We start from the raw sequence: 19730 nt of genomic DNA on the forward strand, positions 1-19730 counted from the left end.
AATGAAATGTCACGATATAACAAAATAGCCGTGATGTGACTTGTTACATCGAAAAAACAAATTGTTTTTTTACGCTAATTTTTTCGCCAGTTTACGACCTAACGTCTCGAGAATATAAATAACAGGGATCTGCGTCGTAATATCATAAACACCGGCAACACGCGTTTGCGGCACATGCCAAGAGAGATTAAAGTCGGCCAGTTTTGCCAGTGCGGAGTGTTCATGGCTGGTAACGGACAACACTTTGCAGTTATGCAGGCTGAACTGGCTGGCAAAACGCAGGATCTCTGCGGTTTCTCCGGAAACCGAAAGCACGATCGCAAGGGCGTTTCTGGCCATATCATTGGTGACAGGGAAATAAGGGTCATCAATATGGTTACTGAATTTCCCGACGTTTGAGAAAAAGCGCGCGCCATATTTAGCTAAGGCCCCGGAGGTTCCGGCGCCGACGAATATAATTCGCTCGGAAGATAAAATAATCTCAACCGCGTGATCGAGTAATTTATCAAATTCGTCGTTATTCACACTTTTAAAAAAGCTGATAATTTCGCTGGCACCGAAATTAGCCTGTTGCGGTTCATTCTGCTCTAAATATAATTTAAACCGCACGCGAAACTCAGAGTAGCCATCACAGTTCAGTTTACGGCAAAAGCGCAGCACCGTGGTGGTCGAAACCCCTGCAGCATCAGCCAGTTCGCGAATGGTCATGTAGACGACGTTATCGCGGTTTTTGATGACATAGTTGTAGACCAACATCTCAAGATTGTTGAGACTGGCGATGGCAGCGTGGGAGAACATACTCACAATGGCAATACTCACTCATCAGACTTCATCTTCAGGAAATAATAACATGCAGCCAAACGACATTACTTTTTTTCAGCGCTTTCAGGATGACATTTTGGCAGGGCGGAAAACCATTACCCTGCGGGACGCCTCAGAGTCTCATTTTAACGTGGGGGATGTTCTGCGAGTGGGACGCTTTGAAGATGACGGCTATTTCTGCACGATAAAAGTCACAGGAACCTCTACTGTGACTCTGGACACGCTCAGTGAAAAACATGCGCAACAAGAAAACATGTCTCTTGATGAGTTGAAGCAGGTGATTACGGAAATATACCCGGGGCAGTCACAATTTTATGTGATTGATTTTAAATGCCTTTGATTATCAAGAACAACTGTTAGTTGAAAATATTAATTTAATTGTATGATTTATAACGATTATTTTAAATTGGAAATTTATTTGAGCTAACAGGTGTTCACTGGAACCATTCTCAGCTACGCTAGTGTGGCAATCACGAACGTGAACGTTTCTCCGGAGTAGCTCATGGTTGAAAAACCTTTAATAAAACAGGGATATTCTCTGGCAGAAGAAATTGCCAACAGCGTCAGCCACGGTATTGGGTTGGTATTTGGCATTGTGGGTCTGGTTCTGCTGCTGGTACAGGCTGCAGACAGCCATGCCAGTGTCACGGCGATTACCAGCTATAGCCTGTACGGCGGCAGCATGATTCTGCTGTTTCTCGCCTCTACGTTGTATCACGCAATCCCCCATCAACGAGCGAAAGTGTGGTTGAAAAAATTCGACCATTGTGCGATTTACCTGTTGATTGCGGGCACTTACACACCGTTTTTGCTGGTAGGGTTGGATTCACCGCTGGCGCGCGGACTGATGATCGTAATCTGGAGCCTGGCGCTGCTTGGCATTCTGTTCAAGTTGACCATCGCGCATCGGTTTAAAGTGCTCTCATTGGTGACGTATCTGACGATGGGGTGGCTGTCGCTGATTGTGGTGTATCAGCTTGCGGTCAAACTGGCGGCGGGTGGTGTGACGTTGCTGGCGGTCGGCGGCGTGATTTACTCACTGGGTGTGATTTTCTACGTCTGCAAACGTATTCCCTATAACCATGCAATCTGGCACGGTTTTGTGCTGGGAGGCAGCGTCTGCCATTTCCTGGCGATTTATCTGTATGTCGGACAGGCATGAGCCGTTGTTGCCGGATAACGCTTGCGCTTATCCGGCCTACAAAATTTCATCGTAGTCCGGATAAGGCGTAAGCCGCTATCCGGCATTAATGTCTTACTCTTCCAGCGAATACGGTAGCGGTTCGATGTGCAATGTGTTGGCATCGTCGCGGACGCGAAATACGCTGTCGGCTTCCATGTCGTTATTCATCACAACCTGTACCCGCAACCGGCCATCGTCTAGCTGTACTGCGGCGAGAACCGTACCGGTACGACGCCAGTTTTCACCCATCTGCAGTTCAAGATCTTCTCCCGCTTCCGGCACCCGACTGGCAACACCCACCAGAGACCACAGCGCGCGTTTGTTCGCGCCGCGGAATTTCGCACGAGCAACCATCTCCTGACCGGTATAGCAGCCTTTCTTAAAGCTAATTCCCCCCAGCGCCTGAAGGTTGGTTGCCTGGGGAATAAACTGTCCGCTATTTACCGTGTCAATGACCGGGATACCAGCTTCAATATCCAGCGCAAGCCACTGCTGGCTGTTGTTGAGAGCGGCTTCGCCACGTAATTTTTCGGTCAGCGTTTCTGCCGTGGCGACATCGGTTACCAGCAGGAAGCGCTCTGACGGATGTTCAAACCACAGCAAAGTAGAAGCCCCTTTCGTCACCACTTGGTTTTCGGCGTCCGGCAGTTCACTAAAGAGAGGTGCCAGCGCTGCGCGTGCCTGAAAACCAGCGACGCCAAGCAGAACGCGTTCATCATCAGGCGCTATGACGACTTTAGAGAACACGGCGTACTTTTTCAGTTCAGTCAGTTGGGCATCGCGCAGACTGCGGCGCTCAATCCAGGCAAATCCGTCGCCATCACGGAACAAACGAAGATTGCTCCACATCTTTCCTTTGGCGTCGCAATGGGCGGCCAGGACATGGTGATGCTCTGTCAGTTGACTTACGTCGGCAGTGACCTGCCCCTGGATATATTTTTCGCAGTCTGCACCGGTAATGGTGGCCAGCGCCCAGTCATCTAATGTGATCAACGTCAGAGGCAAACGCGCCGACGCTGAAGGCTGACGAGGAGGAAAAGGTGTAAAAGCCATAATAATGTCCTGATTTGCTTAACGCCGTAATAATGACTAATGGTAAAAGAGCTATTGCCCATTGCAAGCGCTTTAGACATTCCATTTGTGCCCTTTCGTCTGCTTTGCGAAGCGCCATGCAAAATGGATGAAGCATTTGACTCAATGTCTTTATATTTAGCGATCGTGCTTCCGATGATGGAGATTCCCGCAAAATAACATGAAAAACACGTTACAATAGCCGGGTACTTCATTTTCGCGAGACAGGAAGAAGAACATGGATATTAACAACAAAGCACGTATTCACTGGGCATGCCGTCGTGGTATGCGTGAGCTCGACATTTCCATCATGCCGTTTTTCGAACATGAGTACGATAGCCTCAGTGATGATGAAAAACGCATTTTTATTCGTTTGCTGGAATGCGATGATCCGGATTTATTCAACTGGTTAATGAATCATGGTAAACCGGCAGATGCAGAGCTGGAGCAGATGGTGAGACTCATCCAGACACGGAATCGGGAACGTGGTCCTGTGGCAATCTGATTTACGCGTCTCATGGCGCGCACAGTGGTTGTCCCTGCTTCTTCATGGGTTGGTCGCCGCATTGATTTTGTTGATGCCCTGGCCATTGAGCTATACCCCTCTGTGGCTGATATTGCTCTCACTGGTGGTGTTCGATTGCGTACGCAGCCAGCGGCGTATCAATACTCGTCAGGGTGAGATTAAATTACTGATGGATGGGCGTTTGCGCTGGCAGGGGCTGGAGTGGGTGATTCAGAGAGCACCCTGGATGCTCAAAACGGGCATGATGTTGCGTTTGCGCTCGGATAGCGGTCGACGTCAGCATTTATGGCTGGCGGCGGACAGCATGGACGAAAAAGAATGGCGTGAGTTGCGTCGGGTAATGTTGCAGCAAACGGAACAAGAGAAGCACTGACGAACGGGCGGAATGCCTGATTCGTCAGTGAGAAGCGTCAGAAAGCGATCTTTTCATGGCGATGGTTTCAGGAATAGTGTTCAGCCATCTCACTGAGAATTTGCTCGCACCAGACCTGAATGCGCTCGTCGCTAAGATCGTACTGATTGGTTTCATCCAGCGCCAGGCCGACAAACAGTTGCCCATCGGCAATCACCGGTTTAGGGCTGGTGAACTCATATCCTTCCGTTGGCCAGTAGCCGACAAATTTCACCCCTTTGGTGGCGAGTTTGTCATGCAGCATGCCAAGCGCATCCAGGAACCATTCACCGTATCCCAACTGGTCGCCCATACCGTAAAGCGCGACGATTTTGCCTTCCAGATTGAGAGAGTCCAGCTGTTCCCAGACGGCTTCCCAGTCCTCCTGAATTTCACCGAAATCCCAGGTAGGGATACCTAAAATGAGCACATCGTACTGCTCCATTAAGGTGGGGGCGTCATCCTTGAGGTTGTGCAATGTCACCAGCTCTGGACCCAGAATATCGCGGATTTTTTCTGCCGCCATTTCGGTGTAACACGTGCTGGAACCGTAAAAAAGACCCATGTTCATTACGTAACATCTCGATTCTGCTGTAGCGTTGCGGGTAGTGTACCAGAATCGCTGCATTCACGGCACAATGAGGCATAATGCATCAAAAATGAGAGTGGAATAAGGGGCGAAAGTGGAACAGGATCTGGCACGCATCGAGCAGTTTCTTGATGCCCTGTGGCTGGAGCGAAATCTGGCGGAAAATACGTTAAGCGCGTATCGTCGCGACCTGTCGATGGTGGTCGAATGGTTGCATCATCGTGGGGTATCGCTGGCGACGGTGCAAAGCGACGATCTGCAAGCCTTACTGGCGGAACGGATGGATGGCGGCTATAAAGCCACCAGTTCTGCACGTTTGTTAAGCGCCATGCGACGTTTTTTCCAACATCTTTATCGTGAAAAGTTTCGTGAAGACGATCCGAGCGCGCAACTGGCGTCACCTAAACTTCCGCAGCGTTTGCCAAAAGATCTCAGTGAAGCGCAGGTAGAGCGTTTGCTGCAAGCGCCGCTGATTGAACAACCGCTGGAGCTACGCGACAAAGCCATGCTGGAAGTGCTTTACGCAACGGGACTCCGTGTCTCTGAACTGGTGGGGCTAACGATGAGCGACATCAGCCTGCGCCAGGGGGTTGTGCGGGTCATCGGTAAGGGAAACAAAGAGCGGCTGGTTCCACTGGGCGAAGAGGCGGTGTACTGGCTGGAAACGTATCTCGAACACGGCCGCCCCTGGTTGTTGAACGGTGTGTCGATTGATGTGTTGTTTCCCAGTCAGCGTGCGCAGCAGATGACGCGCCAGACGTTCTGGCACCGAATTAAACACTATGCCGTGCTGGCGGGGATCGACAGCGAGAAATTGTCGCCACACGTTTTGCGTCACGCCTTTGCCACGCATTTGCTCAATCATGGCGCGGACTTACGCGTTGTGCAGATGTTGCTCGGGCATAGCGATCTCTCGACGACGCAAATCTATACTCATGTCGCGACCGAGCGCTTGCGTCAACTTCATCAACAGCATCACCCAAGGGCGTGAATGCTGACAGTAAAGGATAGGTTATGAAAAAAAGTATTGTGATGTTCACCCTGCTGGCGACAGCGTTTACGGGTATGGCCCACGCCGACGACGCAGCGATTCGCCAGTCGCTGGCCAAACTGGGTGTACAGAGCACGGAGATTCAGTCGGCGCCGGTTGCCGGAATGAAAACGGTGATGACCAATAGCGGCGTGCTGTATGTTACCGAAGACGGTAAACACATCATCCAGGGGCCAATGTATGACGTCAGCGGCGCCCATCCGGTAAACGTCACCAATAAATTGCTGATGAATCACCTGAACGCGCTGGAAAAAGAGATGATCGTCTATAAAGCGGCGCAGGAAAAACACGTCATTACCGTTTTCACCGACATCACCTGCGGCTACTGCCACAAGCTGCATGAAGAGATGAAAGACTATAACGCGCTGGGGATCACCGTGCGTTATCTGGCTTTTCCGCGCCAGGGGCTGGCAAGCCAGGCCGAGCAAGATATGAAGTCCATCTGGTGCGCAAAAGACAAAAATAAAGCCTTTGACGATGCGATGGCTGGCAAGAGCGTCGCCGCCGCCAGTTGCGATGTGAATATCGCTGACCACTATGCGCTGGGCGTGCAGTTTGGCGTCAGCGGTACGCCGGCAATCGTGTTAAGCAACGGCTATGTCGTTCCCGGATATCAGGGCCCGAAAGAGATGAAAGCGTTTCTTGACGAGCACCAGAAACAGACCAGCGGTAAATAATTCGCGTGAAACAACAGATACAACTGCGTCGGCGTGAAGCCGATGAGACGGCGGACCTTCCAGACGATTTGCCGCCTTTGCTGCGACGTTTGTACGCCAGCCGGGGAGTGCGCTGCGCGCAGGATCTTGAGCGTAGCGTTAAAGGCATGCTGCCGTGGCAGCAACTGAGTGGCGTCGAAAAGGCCGTTGAGATCCTCTATAACGCATTTCGTGAGGGGACCCGCATTATCGTTGTGGGCGACTTTGATGCGGACGGAGCGACCAGTACTGCGCTCAGCGTGCTCGGAATGCGCGCGCTGGGCTGTGACAACATCAGCTATCTGGTGCCTAATCGCTTTGAAGATGGTTATGGTTTAAGTCCAGAAGTGGTGGATCAGGCGCATGCCCGTGGCGCGCAACTGATCGTAACTGTCGATAACGGCATCTCCTCCCATGCGGGCGTGGAACATGCGAAAGCGCTGGGTATCCCTGTCGTCGTCACCGATCACCACCTGCCGGGCGACACACTGCCCGCCGCAGAGGCCATCATCAACCCGAATTTGCGGGACTGTACATTCCCGTCAAAGTCACTGGCGGGCGTCGGCGTTGCATTTTATTTGATGCTGGCGCTGCGGACTTTCCTGCGTGATAAAGGGTGGTTTGACGAGCGCGGCATTGCGCCGCCGAATCTGGCGGATCTGCTGGATCTGGTCGCGTTAGGGACGGTGGCGGACGTGGTGCCGCTCGATGTGAATAACCGCATCCTGACATGGCAGGGGTTGAGCCGTATTCGGGCGGGCAAGTGCCGTCCGGGTATTAAAGCGCTGCTGGAGATCTCAAATCGCGATCCGCAAAAACTGGCTGCCAGCGACCTGGGCTTTGCTCTGGGACCGCGACTCAATGCGGCAGGTCGACTGGATGATATGTCCGTTGGCGTGGCGTTGCTGCTGTGCGACAACATTGGTGAAGCACGCGTACTGGCCAACGAACTCGATGCGCTGAATCAGACCCGTAAAGAAATAGAGCAGGGCATGCAGGCTGAAGCGCTGACGCTGTGCGAAAAGCTGGAGCGCAGCGGCGAAACGCTTCCCGGCGGTCTGGCGATGTACCATCCCGAGTGGCATCAGGGGGTCGTTGGGATTCTGGCTTCTCGCATTAAAGAGCGTTTTCACCGCCCGGTGATTGCTTTTGCCCCTGCAGGCGACGGCACCCTAAAAGGGTCCGGTCGTTCGATTCAGGGACTGCATATGCGTGATGCGCTGGAGCGTTTAGACACGCTCTATCCGGGCATGATGCTGAAGTTTGGCGGCCATGCGATGGCGGCAGGATTATCCCTTGAGGAAGCCCAGTTTGAACGCTTCCAGCAACGTTTTGGCGAGCTGGTCACTGAGTGGCTTGATCCCGCGCTCTTGCAGGGAGAAGTGGTATCCGACGGTCCGCTAAGCGCGGATGAGATGACGATGGAAGTGGCGCAACTGTTGCGCGATGCCGGACCGTGGGGACAAATGTTCCCTGAACCGTTGTTTGACGGACGTTTTCGTCTGTTGCAGCAACGGCTGGTGGGTGAGCGCCATCTGAAGGTGATGGTCGAACCCGTTGGCGGCGGTCCATTGCTTGACGGTATCGCGTTTAACGTCGACACGACGTGCTGGCCGGACAACGGTGTGCGCGAAGTGGAACTGGCCTACAAGCTGGATATTAATGAGTTTCGCGGCAATCGCAGTTTACAGATTATCATTGATAACATCTGGCCGATTTAGCATCACTTTCACTGTAATTAAAGGGCGAAATCCGCTACTATTCCGCCCTTATAACCGCATTTTGACTCGTCCAATAAAAGAAATCAGACCATGTTTGAAATTAATCCGGTAAATAACCGCATTCAGGACCTCACGGAACGCTCCGACGTTCTTAGGGGGTATCTTTGACTACGATGCCAAGAAAGAGCGTCTGGAAGAAGTAAACGCCGAGCTGGAACAGCCGGACGTCTGGAACGAACCTGAACGCGCTCAGGCGCTGGGGAAAGAACGTTCTTCCCTTGAGGCCATTGTCGATACGCTCGATCAAATGTTGCAGGGCCTGGAAGATGTTTCCGGCTTGCTGGAACTGGCTGTAGAAGCCGACGACGAAGAAACCTTTAACGAAGCCGTTGCTGAACTTGATACGCTGGAAGACAAACTGGCGCAGCTGGAATTCCGTCGTATGTTCTCCGGTGAGTATGACAGCGCGGATTGCTACCTCGACATTCAGGCGGGCTCCGGCGGTACTGAAGCGCAGGACTGGGCAAGCATGCTGGAGCGTATGTATTTGCGCTGGGCAGAAGCGCGCGGCTTTAAAACAGAAATTATCGAAGAGTCGGAAGGCGAAGTGGCAGGGATCAAATCCGTGACCATCAAGATCTCTGGCGATTACGCGTATGGCTGGCTGCGCACCGAAACAGGCGTTCACCGTCTGGTGCGTAAGAGCCCATTCGACTCCGGCGGTCGTCGCCATACGTCGTTTAGTTCTGCGTTTGTTTACCCGGAAGTGGACGATGATATCGATATCGATATCAACCCGGCTGACCTGCGTATCGACGTCTATCGCGCATCCGGCGCGGGCGGACAGCACGTTAACCGTACGGAATCCGCGGTGCGTATTACCCACATTCCGACCGGGACGGTCACCCAGTGCCAGAACGACCGTTCTCAGCACAAAAACAAAGACCAGGCCATGAAGCAGATGAAAGCGAAGCTTTATGAACTGGAAATGCAGAAGAAGAATGCCGAGAAACAGGCGATGGAAGACAATAAATCTGACATCGGCTGGGGTAGCCAGATTCGTTCATATGTCCTTGATGACTCCCGCATTAAAGACTTGCGTACCGGGGTTGAAACCCGTAACACGCAGGCGGTGCTGGATGGCAGCCTGGATCAATTTATCGAAGCAAGTTTGAAAGCAGGGTTATGAGGAACCAACATGTCTGAACAACACGCACAGGGCGCTGACGCGGTAGCCGATCTTAATAATGAACTGAAAACGCGCCGCGAGAAGCTGGCTGGCCTGCGCGAGCAGGGTATCCCGTTCCCGAATGATTTCCGCCGCGATCACACCTCAGACCAACTGCATGCTGACTTCGACGCGAAAGAAAACGAAGAACTGGAAGCGCTGAACATCGAAGTGTCTGTGGCGGGTCGTATGATGACACGTCGCATCATGGGTAAAGCGTCGTTTGTTACGCTGCAAGACGTCGGCGGCCGTATTCAGCTGTACGTTTCCCGTGATGATCTGCCGGAAGGCATCTACAACGAGCAGTTCAAAAAATGGGATCTCGGCGACATCCTCGGCGCGAAAGGTAAGCTGTTCAAAACCAAAACGGGTGAACTGTCGATCCATTGCACCGAGTTGCGTCTGTTGACCAAAGCGCTGCGCCCACTGCCGGATAAATTCCACGGTCTGCAGGATCAGGAAGCACGCTACCGTCAGCGTTATCTGGATCTCATCTCTAACGATGAATCCCGCAACACCTTTAAAGTGCGTTCACAGATCATGGCGGGTATCCGTCAGTTCATGGTGGGTCGTGGCTTTATGGAAGTTGAAACCCCGATGATGCAGGTGATCCCAGGTGGTGCCGCTGCACGCCCGTTCATCACCCATCATAATGCGCTGGATCTGGATATGTACCTGCGTATCGCGCCGGAACTGTATCTGAAACGTCTGGTGGTAGGTGGTTTCGAACGTGTATTCGAGATCAACCGTAACTTCCGTAACGAAGGGATCTCCGTTCGTCATAACCCAGAGTTCACCATGATGGAACTCTACATGGCTTATGCGGATTACAAAGACCTGATCGAACTGACTGAATCTCTGTTCCGTACGCTGGCGCAGGACGTTCTGGGTACTACTGAAGTGCCTTACGGTGATGAAGTCTTCGACTTTGGTAAACCGTTCGAAAAACTGACCATGCGTGAAGCCATCCAGAAATATCGTCCAGAGACGAATATGGCGGATCTGGACAGTTTCGATTCTGCTAAAGCGATTGCCCAAAGCATCGGTATTAAGATCGAGAAGAGCTGGGGTCTGGGCCGTATCGTGACCGAGATCTTTGAAGAAGTGGCGGAAGCACACCTGATTCAGCCGACCTTCATCACTGAATATCCGGCAGAAGTCTCTCCTCTGGCGCGTCGTAACGATGAAAACCCAGAAATTACTGACCGCTTCGAATTCTTCATCGGTGGCCGTGAAATCGGCAACGGTTTCAGCGAGCTGAATGACGCCGAAGATCAGGCACAGCGTTTCCAGGATCAGGTTAACGCGAAGGATGCGGGCGATGACGAAGCGATGTTCTACGACGAAGACTATGTGACGGCGCTGGAACACGGTTTGCCGCCGACGGCGGGTCTGGGCATTGGTATCGACCGTATGGTTATGCTGTTCACCAACAGCCACACTATCCGCGACGTGATCCTGTTCCCGGCGATGCGTCCGGTTAAATAAGCCTCACAGCGTTAGATAAAACCAACCCTGGCAAATGCGTCGGGGTTTTTTATTTTTGGCGGCTGTAATTTAATAATGCTTCACGCGCGGCTTCGTTCGATGCCTGCATCACCATCCACGGACTGAACGCCCACGGCGTGGCGCCAATCCCCTCCAGAACATTCTCCAGAGCGCTCCACTGGTACTCCATCACCTCATCGTTATTCACGCTGAGCTCGCTGACCATTCGCGCCGCATAGACCGGGCAAACTTCGTTCTCCACGATCCCGTTTGGATCGGTAGCGCGGTAACGAAAGGCAGAATAGACGGGGGTCAGGCTGGAGATCTCTACGCCCAACTCAAAACGGCAGCGTCGAATAATGGCGTCTTCAATGCTTTCTCCTTCCTGTGGATGGCCGCAAACCGAATTCGTCCAGACGCCAGGCCACGCTTTTTTCGATAGCGAGCGGCGGGTGACCAGAAGCTGGCCTTGCGTGTTGAACAACCAGCAAGAGAAGGCGAGATGTAAAGGGGTATTGAGGGTGTGCCCCGCATACTTTTCCAGCGTACCGGAAGGCCTGGCCTGCTCATCCAATAAAATAATGTGTTCCTGTTGCATAATGTCTCGCCGTGAATGTTAAGCACACACCATTATAGGGTATGAAATATCGCGACAGAATGATTTCTCAAGAATGTATGTGATGGTGAGGGATTCGGCACCCGCGTCATTTGACGCGGGTGTCGGGAGAAAAAGAGGATTTAGAAAAACAGCAGCATGAAATTGAACCGACTTTCAATGCCCAGAGCAATACCTTCAGAAATGGCGGGTATCGAGATCAGCATGAGCAGCAGAACACTCAGAATACAGCGCAATAAAATATGCATTTTATTCATCCTGCTGGTTTTTTTTCAGTTTGCGCATCAGCAACCACATACGGACGGTCCTGACCTTTAATTTTTTGTCGGAGATCGATTCTTGCGCCAGCTCGGTGTGATGCTGATAGCCGTTAAAGAAGACATTCAGTACGACAGCGCTGACCGTTGCCAGCATTATGCCGCTGTGGAGTAGCGGCTGGAGGACGGCGGGTAGCTGGGAGAAAAAGTTATGGGACAGCGTGGGAGTCATGCCGACGCCAAGGCTAATCGCCACAATGTAGAGGTTGTAACGATTGGTGGTGTAGTTACAGCGTGACAGAATGCGAATCCCGGTTGCCAGCACCATGCCAAACATCACCAGACCCGCGCCGCCGAGGACAAATTGCGGAATTGAGGCGACCAGTACTGCCATTTTAGGCACCATGCCAAACAGAATTAAAATGATACCGGAAGCAATGCAAACCCAACGGCTGTGCACGCGCGTCACGCTGACCAGACCGACGTTCTGCGAAAATGAGGTATGAGGGAAGCTGTTAAAAAGCCCGCCAATCATCGTTCCTACGCCGTCCACACGTAACCCGCGAATAATGTCTTGTGAGGAGAGTTTACGACCAACAATTTCCCCGAGCGCCAGGAACATCCCCATCGATTCTATAAAAACAATGATCAGTACTGCCGTCATCGTCAGAATTGAGACGGGATCAAAAACCGGTGTGCCAAAGGCCAGCGGTGTAACAATAGCGAACCATGAGGCATCGTGCAGGCCTGACAGATTAACTTCATTCATCATCCACGATAACGCAAAGCCAAATACAATTCCGAGTAAAACGGCAACGTTGGACATAAAACCTTTGGCATAACGGGTAATGAGTAAAATAAAAATTAATACGGCAAAAGAAATGCCTAAATATATCGGGTTGCCATATTCAGGATTTCCTTTCCCTCCCGCCGCCCAGTCGATGCCGACCTGAATAATACTCAGTCCAATAGAGGTAATCACCACGCCGGTGACCAGGGGGGGGAATAATGGCATTAAACGCCCGATAAGTGGTGCTAATAGCGTTGTGATAAAACCCGCCGCAATTGTCGCGCCAAAAATACCCAGCAAACCGATATCCGGATTCATACCGATAGCAATCATTGGCGTAACGGCGGCAAACGTAACCGACATAATCACCGGCAGGCGAATTCCCATAAAGCGACCGATGCCGATACATTGCAGAAGCGTTACGACACCACAACAAAAAAGATCGGAGCTAATGAGCAGAGCAATTTCCGCTTTGCTGAGCCCGAGTCTGTCGCCAATCATCAACGGTACCGCGACCGCGCCAGCGTACATGACAAGGACATGCTGGAGACCGAGTATGAAAAGCTTTCCTGGAGATAGTATGCGGTCAACCTCATCGCCAGGGCGGTTTTGACCCGAGGATGAGGGCAATTGAGAATCTATGGCGCTCATGCGTTTTTCTCCTTTAACTCGCCTGAGTAAAAAGCAACCGTTTACGTTTGCTAAAACAGTAAAAGGACATGCTCGTGGGATGCCAGTTTTAGTCTGTGCGGAAAGGTATAGGGTGGAAATGCGGAAGAAATCACACAATGACTAATTTGGGAAACATCTGGTAAAGAGTGACGACCAGGATTTGATCTTTTGTTTTCTCATATTGATAAGTATTTAATCATTATGGGATAGGGTGATTCATTTTTTATAACCCTGTAAGCCTATATTTCCAGACCTATCTCTATGAACTTTTAAGAATCAGCAATGAGGTTAATTAAAGAAGGCTTCACAGGCAGCCATTTTTTAGTTTGATGTAAGTCGCAAAATATCAAATAACTTTCCCTGCTTGCAAAGATATGCCCATTTATTGCATCGCGGTATCTGAAAAAATAACCAATCAGATGAAAAGGACGCAAATGAACACATTTATTGTTGCCGATGCGATGGAATGTATAGGCTGCCATGCTTGCGAAATCGCCTGCGTTTTGGCTCATCATCAGGAAAACTGGCCACAAAATCGGTGTGACTTTTTACCCCGAATCCATCTTGTGGGGAAAGGAGAGATCACCCGCACTGTTACATGTCATCACTGTATTAACGCCCCCTGTGTTGCATCCTGCCCGGTGGATGCGCTCACTTTTCATGCTGATAGCGTACAACTGGACGAGCGGCGCTGCATCGGTTGTAAAAGCTGCGCAATCGCTTGCCCCTTTGGGGTTATCGAGATGGTCGATGCTGTTGCGCAGAAATGTGACCTTTGCCATCAACGTGTTTCGGGTGGACAAGCCTGCGTTGAGGCATGCCCCACAAAGGCGCTGCGCTTGATGGATGACAAGGGATTGCTGCAATTGCAAAAGGTTCGACAGCGCAGGAGTGCAGAAGGTGATGTAGCGGGAGGCAGCAGGCTTTCCCGTCGTGAAATGTTACTTTCCGCTGAGCCACGTAAGGGGGCGGAGAAACGTTCCGCTGCGGAGCGGAAAACACATTTTGGCGAAATTTATTACGGTCTGGATCAGCAGCAGAGCGTTTATGAAAGCGGGCGCTGTGTCTATTGTGCTGAAAAAGCGAATTGTAACTGGCACTGCCCCCTGCATAACGCGATTCCCGGTTATGTGCGTCTTGTGCGTGAGGGACGCATCATCGAGGCGGCGGAACTCTGCCACCAGACCAGTTCTCTGCCGGAGATCTGTGGTCGGGTTTGCCCGCAGGATCGTCTCTGCGAAGGCGCCTGCACGTTGAAGGATCTCTCTGGCGCAGTCTCAATAGGCAACCTTGAGCGATACATTACTGACACCGCACTGGCAATGGGCTGGCGCCCCGATCTTAGCCATGTTGCTTCTCGCCCCCAGCAAGTGGCGGTGATTGGCGCAGGACCCGCAGGTCTCGGCTGTGCAGACGTATTGACGCGTGCGGGCGTGCAGGTCGATGTTTATGATCGCCATCCAGAAATTGGCGGCATGCTGACATTTGGTATCCCGCCTTTTAAGCTGGAAAAAAGCGTTCTGAGCCAGCGGCGGGAGATCTTTAGTGCGATGGGTATCGATTTTCACCTGAATTGCGAAATTGGTCGTGACATTCCCTTCCATCTTCTCACCGAAAAGTACGATGCCGTTTTTATCGGGGTGGGAGCTTACGGGCTTATGCAGGCCAATTTGGCGCAGGAAGATGCCCCGGGCGTGATCCAGGCGCTGCCCTTCCTGACCGCGCATACCCGACAGCTTATGGGATTGCCCGAGGTTGCGGAGTATCCGCTTACCCCTGTCGACGGGAAACGGGTTGTGGTGCTGGGAGGCGGCGACACCACCATGGATTGCCTGCGTACCTCTATACGGCTGAACGCTGCCAGCGTGACCTGCGCCTACCGTCGGGATGAAGTCAGCATGCCAGGCTCGCGTAAAGAGGTGGTCAATGCCCGCGAGGAAGGCGTCGAATTTTTGTTTAATGTTCAGCCGCAATATATCGCGTGTGATGATGACGGACGGGTCGCCGCGGTGGGGTTGATTCGTACCGCGATGGGGGAACCTGGCCCGGATGGCCGTCGTCGGCCACGCCCTGTGGCAGGCTCTGAGTTCGAACTGCCTGCCGACGTTCTCATTATGGCGTTTGGTTTTCAGCCGCATGCCATGCCCTGGTTGCAGGGGAGCGGCGTTCAGCTCGATAAACATGGTCTTATCAAAACGGGTGAAGCAGGGCGTTTATCCACCCAGACGCATCTGGAAAACGTGTTTGCTGGCGGTGATGCGGTTCATGGCGCGGATCTGGTTGTTACAGCAATGGCCGCCGGGCGACAGGCCGCACGCGATATGCTGGCCATGTTCGAACGACAGGGGGGCTGACGGATATCTTCAGGGACAGGCTCCGCGCAGACTTGCGCGGAGCCTGTTTATTTATATCGCCCACCCACCTGCGTAAAATGCGACCAGTGCGACGGTGATGATGACGGTTCCGATATTCAGCTTATGCCACTCGCGTGCGAAAACGCGACCCACGACCAGGGTGACAAAACCGAGCATAATCCCTGTAACGATGTTGCACGTCAGGACGATAAAGACGGCGCAAACAAGTCCGGACATGGCATCAATAAAGTCGTTGAAATCCAGCTTCGATACGTTACTCAACATCAATAACCCCACATACATCAGCGCAGGGGCAGTCGCGTAACCTGGGATCAAGTACGAGAGCGGTGATAAAAACAGAATCAGCAGGAACAGACAGCCGACGATAGTGGCGGTCAGCCCGGTTTTGCCACCGGCAGCGGTGCCCGCCGCAGATTCGATATACACGGCGGCAGGCGCAGCGCCCACCAACCCGGAGAACACGGAGCTAATGGAGTCGCTGGTCAGCGCTTTGCCGCCATTGATTATCTGGTTGTCTTTGTCTAACAGATTCGCCTGGCCGGCGACGGCGCGGATCGTACCGGTGGCATCAAACACCGCCGTCATGACCAGCGCCAGCACGCTGGGCAATACTGCTGGCTGTAATGCGCCCATGATATCAAGACTGAAAATCAGTGATTTTCCATCTGCATCGCTCAGACTGGGCATCGCGACCAGACCTTGGTATTTGACTGCAGGATCAAAAATCAGGCCGATAACGGAGATGGCGATAATGACCAGCAGGATCCCGCCGGGGACGCGACATTTCTCCAGACCGAAAATCACCGCCAGTCCCAGCAGACTCATCATGACCGGAAATGAGGTGAATGCACCGAGCGCCACCGGCAACCCTTCCAGCGGATTTTTAATGACCATACCAACACCGTTAGCCGCGATGAGCAGCAGGAACAACCCAATACCGATCCCCGTACCATGGGCGATCCCCATCGGCAAATTACGCAGGATCCAGGTGCGTATGCCGGTGACGGAGATGGCGGTAAAAATTACGCCCATCAGGAAGACGGCACCAAGGGCGACAGGAATACTGATATGTTGTCCCAGTACCAGACTAAACGCAGTAAAGGCGGTCAGAGAGATCGCGCAGCCGATCGCCATAGGCAGGTTTGCCCATAACCCCATCAGCAATGAGCCGAATCCAGCGACCAGACAAGTGGCGACGAATACTGCGGCAGGCGGGAAACCCGCTTTACCCAGCATTCCGGGGACAACGATGACGGAATACACCATGGCAAGAAAAGTGGTTAATCCGGCCAGCACCTCCTGGCGAACCGTGCTGCCCCGGGCTGAAATTTTGAAATAAGCATCCAACGCGCCGCGAGATTTCGGTGAGTCGGTGTTTTGCAGTAGATCTCCAGACATAATAATGTCCTCAGCAGAGAGTAAGTGTTAAATCAGGTCCGTTCGTAAACCAGACGACCGTCGACGTAGGTGCGATAAATTGAGCGGTCGTCGCCCAACGTCATCATCACGAACAATTTGTCGACCAGAGATACCGAGTTGTCATAGCGCAGCTGTTGGAGAGGCGTCGCCGTAGGCTCCAGCACCACGAAGTCCGCCTCTTTACCTGGAATAAAATTGCCGATCAGGTTGTCGAGCCCCAGCGCTTTCGCCCCGCCCAGCGTGGCAAGGTAGAACGCTTCATAGGCCGAGAGTCGATATCCCTGCAATTGCACGACCTTGTAGGCTTCGTTAAGCGTCTGCAGCATGTTGAATGTTGTTCCTGCACCAATGTCAGTGCCCATGCCGACTTTAATTTTCTTACGCCAGGCTTTTTGCAGATTAAATAAACCGCTGCCGAGGTAGAGGTTGGAGGTCGGGCAGAAGGCGATGCTGGAGCCGGTTTCACTCAGGCGATCCCACTCTTTTTCCTCCAGATGTATGCAGTGGGCAAAAACACAATTTTTACCGGTTAAACCATACTGGTGATACACATCCAGATAGCCGTCATGGTCGGGGTAGAGTGCGTTCACCCAGGCTATTTCGTCTTTGTTTTCACATAAATGGGTATGCACCCAGGTATCGGGATACTCTTCCCGCAGGCGCTGAGCCATCGCCATCTGCTGTGGCGAGGAGGTCGGTGCGAAGCGCGGCGTGATGGCGTACAGCAGGCGACCATTTTTGTGCCAGCGTTCAATCAGCGCCTTACTTTGCAGGTAGCTGCTTTCGGCATCATCCAGCAGATAATCCGGCGCGTTGCGATCCATCATCACTTTGCCGGCAATCATGCGCATATTGATATGACTTGCGGCTTCAAACAGCGCATCGACCGATTGTGGATGAACCGTACCGAAGACCAGAGCGCTGGTGGTGCCGTTACGTAATAACTGCTTGATGAAAAAAGAGGACATCTCGCGGGCGTATTCCAGATCCTCGTAGCGACGCTCTGTGGGGAAAGTGTGTTTATTCAGCCACTCCAGCAATTGCTCGCCATAAGCGCCCACCATTTCGCTCTGTGGATAGTGGATATGGGTATCGACAAACCCCGGCACGACCAGTTTTCCACGATAGTCGCGGATGCGGATGGAGTCAGGAATTAAATGTTTTCCCTTTTCCCACTCGCCAAACCACTCGACTTTCCCCTGTCGAATCAGCAACAGTCCGTCTTCAATAAACCGCAGCTCCGACGCGATCTCTTCGGGGTCTTCAACGGTACGGGCGACATCAATAAAGCTGCCTCGTACTGCTTTTAACGTGTGTTCTCCTGACATCGTATACTCCTTTACAGTTAATCCGTCTCTTCCACCGCAGCGATGCCCGATAAGACTTCTTCTTGTCGGTAGCCGCCGGGGAGGATGATATTCAGTAGAATGGCTGTCAGCCCGCCAGCGCAGATGGGGTTTTCCACTAACACGTAAATTGAGGCAGGCAATATTTTGAAAATTTCCGGGTCATAGGAGACACCCAGTCCAAGCCCTAGCGAGGTGGCGACAATGAGCGTTTCGCGACGTTTAAGCCCGTTGGTGATAATGATGCGGATCCCGGCGATGGCTATCATCGAGAACATCAACGTCATTGCGCCGCCAAGTACCGCCGAAGGAATGGTGGTAAAGAACCCGCCGATCATCGGAAATAGCCCGAGGATCACCAGCATCACGGCGATCGAGCGTCCGATATAGCGTGAGGCGACGCCAGTCATCTGAATCACCCCGTTGTTCTGTGCAAAGGTCGTTAACGGTAGAGAACCTACCGCCGAGGCGATGACCGATACCAGACCGTCTGCCAACACGCCTCCCTTCAGGCGCGACTGATACTCCTCTCCCTGAATAGGGCGTCTGGACACCATCGCCGTCGCGGTGATATCGCCCACCGCTTCCAGCACGCTCAGTAAGTAGATGGTGCCGACGACCAGGAAGTGATGAAAATTGAACTGAAAACCATATTTGAAGGGGAGAGGTATGGTGACCAGCGGCAGGTTTTGCATACTGCTGAAATCCACCATGCCAAGACATAAGGAGACGATATATCCAACGCACAGCCCGATCGCGATACCGCCCATGCGCAGTAGCGGGCTGCGACAGCAGTTGAATCCGATGACCACGACCAGTACCAGCAAACCGACGCCAATATTTTCGTAATTCCCGTAGGTTCCGCTGCTTTTTGCCGCGAAACCGCCGCCAAAATCGATAATGCCAACCTTAATCAGGCTCAGGCCAATCATCAGCACCACAATCCCGCTGACGGTTGGGGTAATCACTCTGCGCAAATAAGGCAGGATAAAAGAGGAACCCACCACCAGAAAGGCGCCGACGAAAGAAACGCCGAGCAGAGACGACATGATCAACTCTTCATGAAAACCGTCGCTTTTCATACTGCTGCCAAGCGCAATCATGACAGTCACAAACGAAAAATTAACGGATTGAATGGAGAGTAAGCCGGACCCGACAATACCGTAACGGTTTACCTGTAGCCATGTGCCGATGCCGGAGGCGATCATCGCCATTGAGACCAGATAGGCGGTCGTTTCTGCAGAGAGCTGTAGCGCGGTGCCAACGATTAATGCTGGCGTGACCATCGGCACGAAGATGGCCAACAGATGGGTAATAGCGGCAATAATGGCCTGGTGAAAGGGAGGGCGATCCTCCAGTTCGTAAATAAGGTCTGAGCCTGCACGAGTTAAATCAGACATCCCTTCACTCCTTATAAGCAAATTTGATCATCTGAATCAGCAGGATTAAATTCTGCGAATTTAAGGCGTAGGACGCCCTGAGAACGGCTT

The 19730-nt window shown here is 52.4% G+C and carries 19 protein-coding genes; 10 read left to right on the forward strand and 9 right to left on the reverse strand.

Annotated features, from left to right (window positions below):
• Nucleotides 1-69: 69 nt before the first annotated feature.
• Nucleotides 70-798, reverse strand: a complete 729-nt coding sequence (locus AC07NP_RS13015) for a MurR/RpiR family transcriptional regulator (protein ID WP_203361212.1) — start codon at nt 796-798, stop codon at nt 70-72.
• Between the two features lie 52 nt (nt 799-850).
• On the opposite strand from AC07NP_RS13015, the gene yqfB reads away from it, so the two are divergent.
• On the forward strand, nt 851-1162 hold the full coding sequence (gene yqfB, locus AC07NP_RS13020; protein WP_494660720.1) for a N(4)-acetylcytidine aminohydrolase: 312 nt from the start codon (nt 851-853) through the stop codon (nt 1160-1162).
• 162 nt (nt 1163-1324) lie between these two features.
• Complete coding sequence (gene trhA / locus AC07NP_RS13025; RefSeq protein ID WP_494660721.1) at nt 1325-1984, forward strand: PAQR family membrane homeostasis protein TrhA; 660 nt, start codon at nt 1325-1327, stop codon at nt 1982-1984.
• Nucleotides 1985-2077: 93 nt separating this feature from the next.
• Here trhA and ygfZ read toward each other — a convergent pair whose 3' ends face one another.
• Nucleotides 2078-3058: a tRNA-modifying protein YgfZ gene (gene ygfZ, locus AC07NP_RS13030; RefSeq protein WP_494660722.1), complete on the reverse strand. Its 981-nt coding sequence runs from the start codon at nt 3056-3058 to the stop codon at nt 2078-2080.
• A gap of 256 nt (nt 3059-3314) precedes the next feature.
• Between ygfZ and sdhE the strand changes: the two genes are divergently transcribed.
• Together sdhE and AC07NP_RS13040 are read left to right on the forward strand one after the other, a co-directional pair.
• Nucleotides 3315-3581, forward strand: a complete 267-nt coding sequence (gene sdhE, locus AC07NP_RS13035) for an FAD assembly factor SdhE (RefSeq protein WP_162380161.1) — start codon at nt 3315-3317, stop codon at nt 3579-3581.
• Complete coding sequence (locus AC07NP_RS13040; RefSeq protein ID WP_203360065.1) at nt 3562-3975, forward strand: protein YgfX; 414 nt, start codon at nt 3562-3564, stop codon at nt 3973-3975. Before sdhE ends, AC07NP_RS13040 begins: the two co-directional genes overlap by 20 nt.
• A gap of 67 nt (nt 3976-4042) precedes the next feature.
• Here the strand turns inward: AC07NP_RS13040 and fldB are convergent, their stop codons facing one another.
• Complete coding sequence (gene fldB / locus AC07NP_RS13045) at nt 4043-4564, reverse strand: flavodoxin FldB (RefSeq protein ID WP_192613405.1); 522 nt, start codon at nt 4562-4564, stop codon at nt 4043-4045.
• A gap of 112 nt (nt 4565-4676) precedes the next feature.
• On the opposite strand from fldB, the gene xerD reads away from it, so the two are divergent.
• From xerD to lysS, 5 genes are all read left to right on the forward strand, one after another.
• On the forward strand, nt 4677-5573 hold the full coding sequence (xerD, locus tag AC07NP_RS13050; protein WP_192613404.1) for a site-specific tyrosine recombinase XerD: 897 nt from the start codon (nt 4677-4679) through the stop codon (nt 5571-5573).
• Between the two features lie 23 nt (nt 5574-5596).
• Nucleotides 5597-6310 (forward strand): bifunctional protein-disulfide isomerase/oxidoreductase DsbC, encoded by a 714-nt coding sequence (gene dsbC / locus AC07NP_RS13055; RefSeq protein ID WP_192613403.1) that lies wholly within the window; start codon nt 5597-5599, stop codon nt 6308-6310.
• A 5-nt stretch (nt 6311-6315) separates the two neighbouring features.
• On the forward strand, nt 6316-8049 hold the full coding sequence (gene recJ, locus AC07NP_RS13060) for a single-stranded-DNA-specific exonuclease RecJ (RefSeq protein ID WP_494660723.1): 1734 nt from the start codon (nt 6316-6318) through the stop codon (nt 8047-8049).
• A gap of 90 nt (nt 8050-8139) precedes the next feature.
• Nucleotides 8140-9238, forward strand: a protein-coding gene (prfB, locus tag AC07NP_RS13065) for a peptide chain release factor 2 (RefSeq protein ID WP_203360068.1) whose coding sequence is annotated in 2 segments (ribosomal slippage) — nt 8140-8214 and nt 8216-9238 — 1098 coding nt in all. Because the reading frame shifts where the segments join, the coding sequence is not laid out codon by codon here.
• A gap of 9 nt (nt 9239-9247) precedes the next feature.
• Nucleotides 9248-10765, forward strand: a complete 1518-nt coding sequence (gene lysS / locus AC07NP_RS13070; protein ID WP_203360069.1) for a lysine--tRNA ligase — start codon at nt 9248-9250, stop codon at nt 10763-10765.
• Nucleotides 10766-10814: 49 nt separating this feature from the next.
• On the opposite strand, the gene idi is transcribed toward lysS, so the two are convergent.
• The 3 genes from idi to AC07NP_RS13085 form a co-directional block, all read right to left on the reverse strand.
• Nucleotides 10815-11363: an isopentenyl-diphosphate Delta-isomerase gene (gene idi, locus AC07NP_RS13075; protein ID WP_494660724.1), complete on the reverse strand. Its 549-nt coding sequence runs from the start codon at nt 11361-11363 to the stop codon at nt 10815-10817.
• Between the two features lie 140 nt (nt 11364-11503).
• The gene (locus tag AC07NP_RS13080) at nt 11504-11629 is read right to left on the reverse strand and encodes a hypothetical protein (RefSeq protein ID WP_238929190.1); all 126 of its coding nucleotides are present in this window, start codon (nt 11627-11629) and stop codon (nt 11504-11506) included.
• Between the two features lies 1 nt (nt 11630).
• Nucleotides 11631-13079: a nucleobase:cation symporter-2 family protein gene (locus tag AC07NP_RS13085; protein ID WP_494660725.1), complete on the reverse strand. Its 1449-nt coding sequence runs from the start codon at nt 13077-13079 to the stop codon at nt 11631-11633.
• A 455-nt stretch (nt 13080-13534) separates the two neighbouring features.
• Here AC07NP_RS13085 and ygfT point away from each other — a divergent pair, with 455 nt between their 5' ends.
• A complete protein-coding gene (gene ygfT, locus AC07NP_RS13090; RefSeq protein ID WP_494660726.1) occupies nt 13535-15454 on the forward strand; it encodes a formate-dependent uric acid utilization protein YgfT in 1920 nt (639 codons plus the stop codon).
• A gap of 51 nt (nt 15455-15505) precedes the next feature.
• On the opposite strand, the gene ghxQ is transcribed toward ygfT, so the two are convergent.
• From ghxQ to xanQ, 3 genes are read right to left on the reverse strand one after another with little or no spacing between them, the layout of a single operon-like run.
• Nucleotides 15506-16873 (reverse strand): guanine/hypoxanthine transporter GhxQ, encoded by a 1368-nt coding sequence (gene ghxQ / locus AC07NP_RS13095; RefSeq protein ID WP_494660727.1) that lies wholly within the window; start codon nt 16871-16873, stop codon nt 15506-15508.
• 32 nt (nt 16874-16905) lie between these two features.
• Nucleotides 16906-18222 (reverse strand): guanine deaminase, encoded by a 1317-nt coding sequence (gene guaD / locus AC07NP_RS13100; RefSeq protein ID WP_494660728.1) that lies wholly within the window; start codon nt 18220-18222, stop codon nt 16906-16908.
• Between the two features lie 17 nt (nt 18223-18239).
• On the reverse strand, nt 18240-19640 hold the full coding sequence (xanQ, locus tag AC07NP_RS13105) for a xanthine/proton symporter XanQ (protein WP_494660729.1): 1401 nt from the start codon (nt 19638-19640) through the stop codon (nt 18240-18242).
• Nucleotides 19641-19730: the final 90 nt, after the last annotated feature.

Source organism: Citrobacter sp. GW821-FHT07H02, from assembly GCF_059418505.1.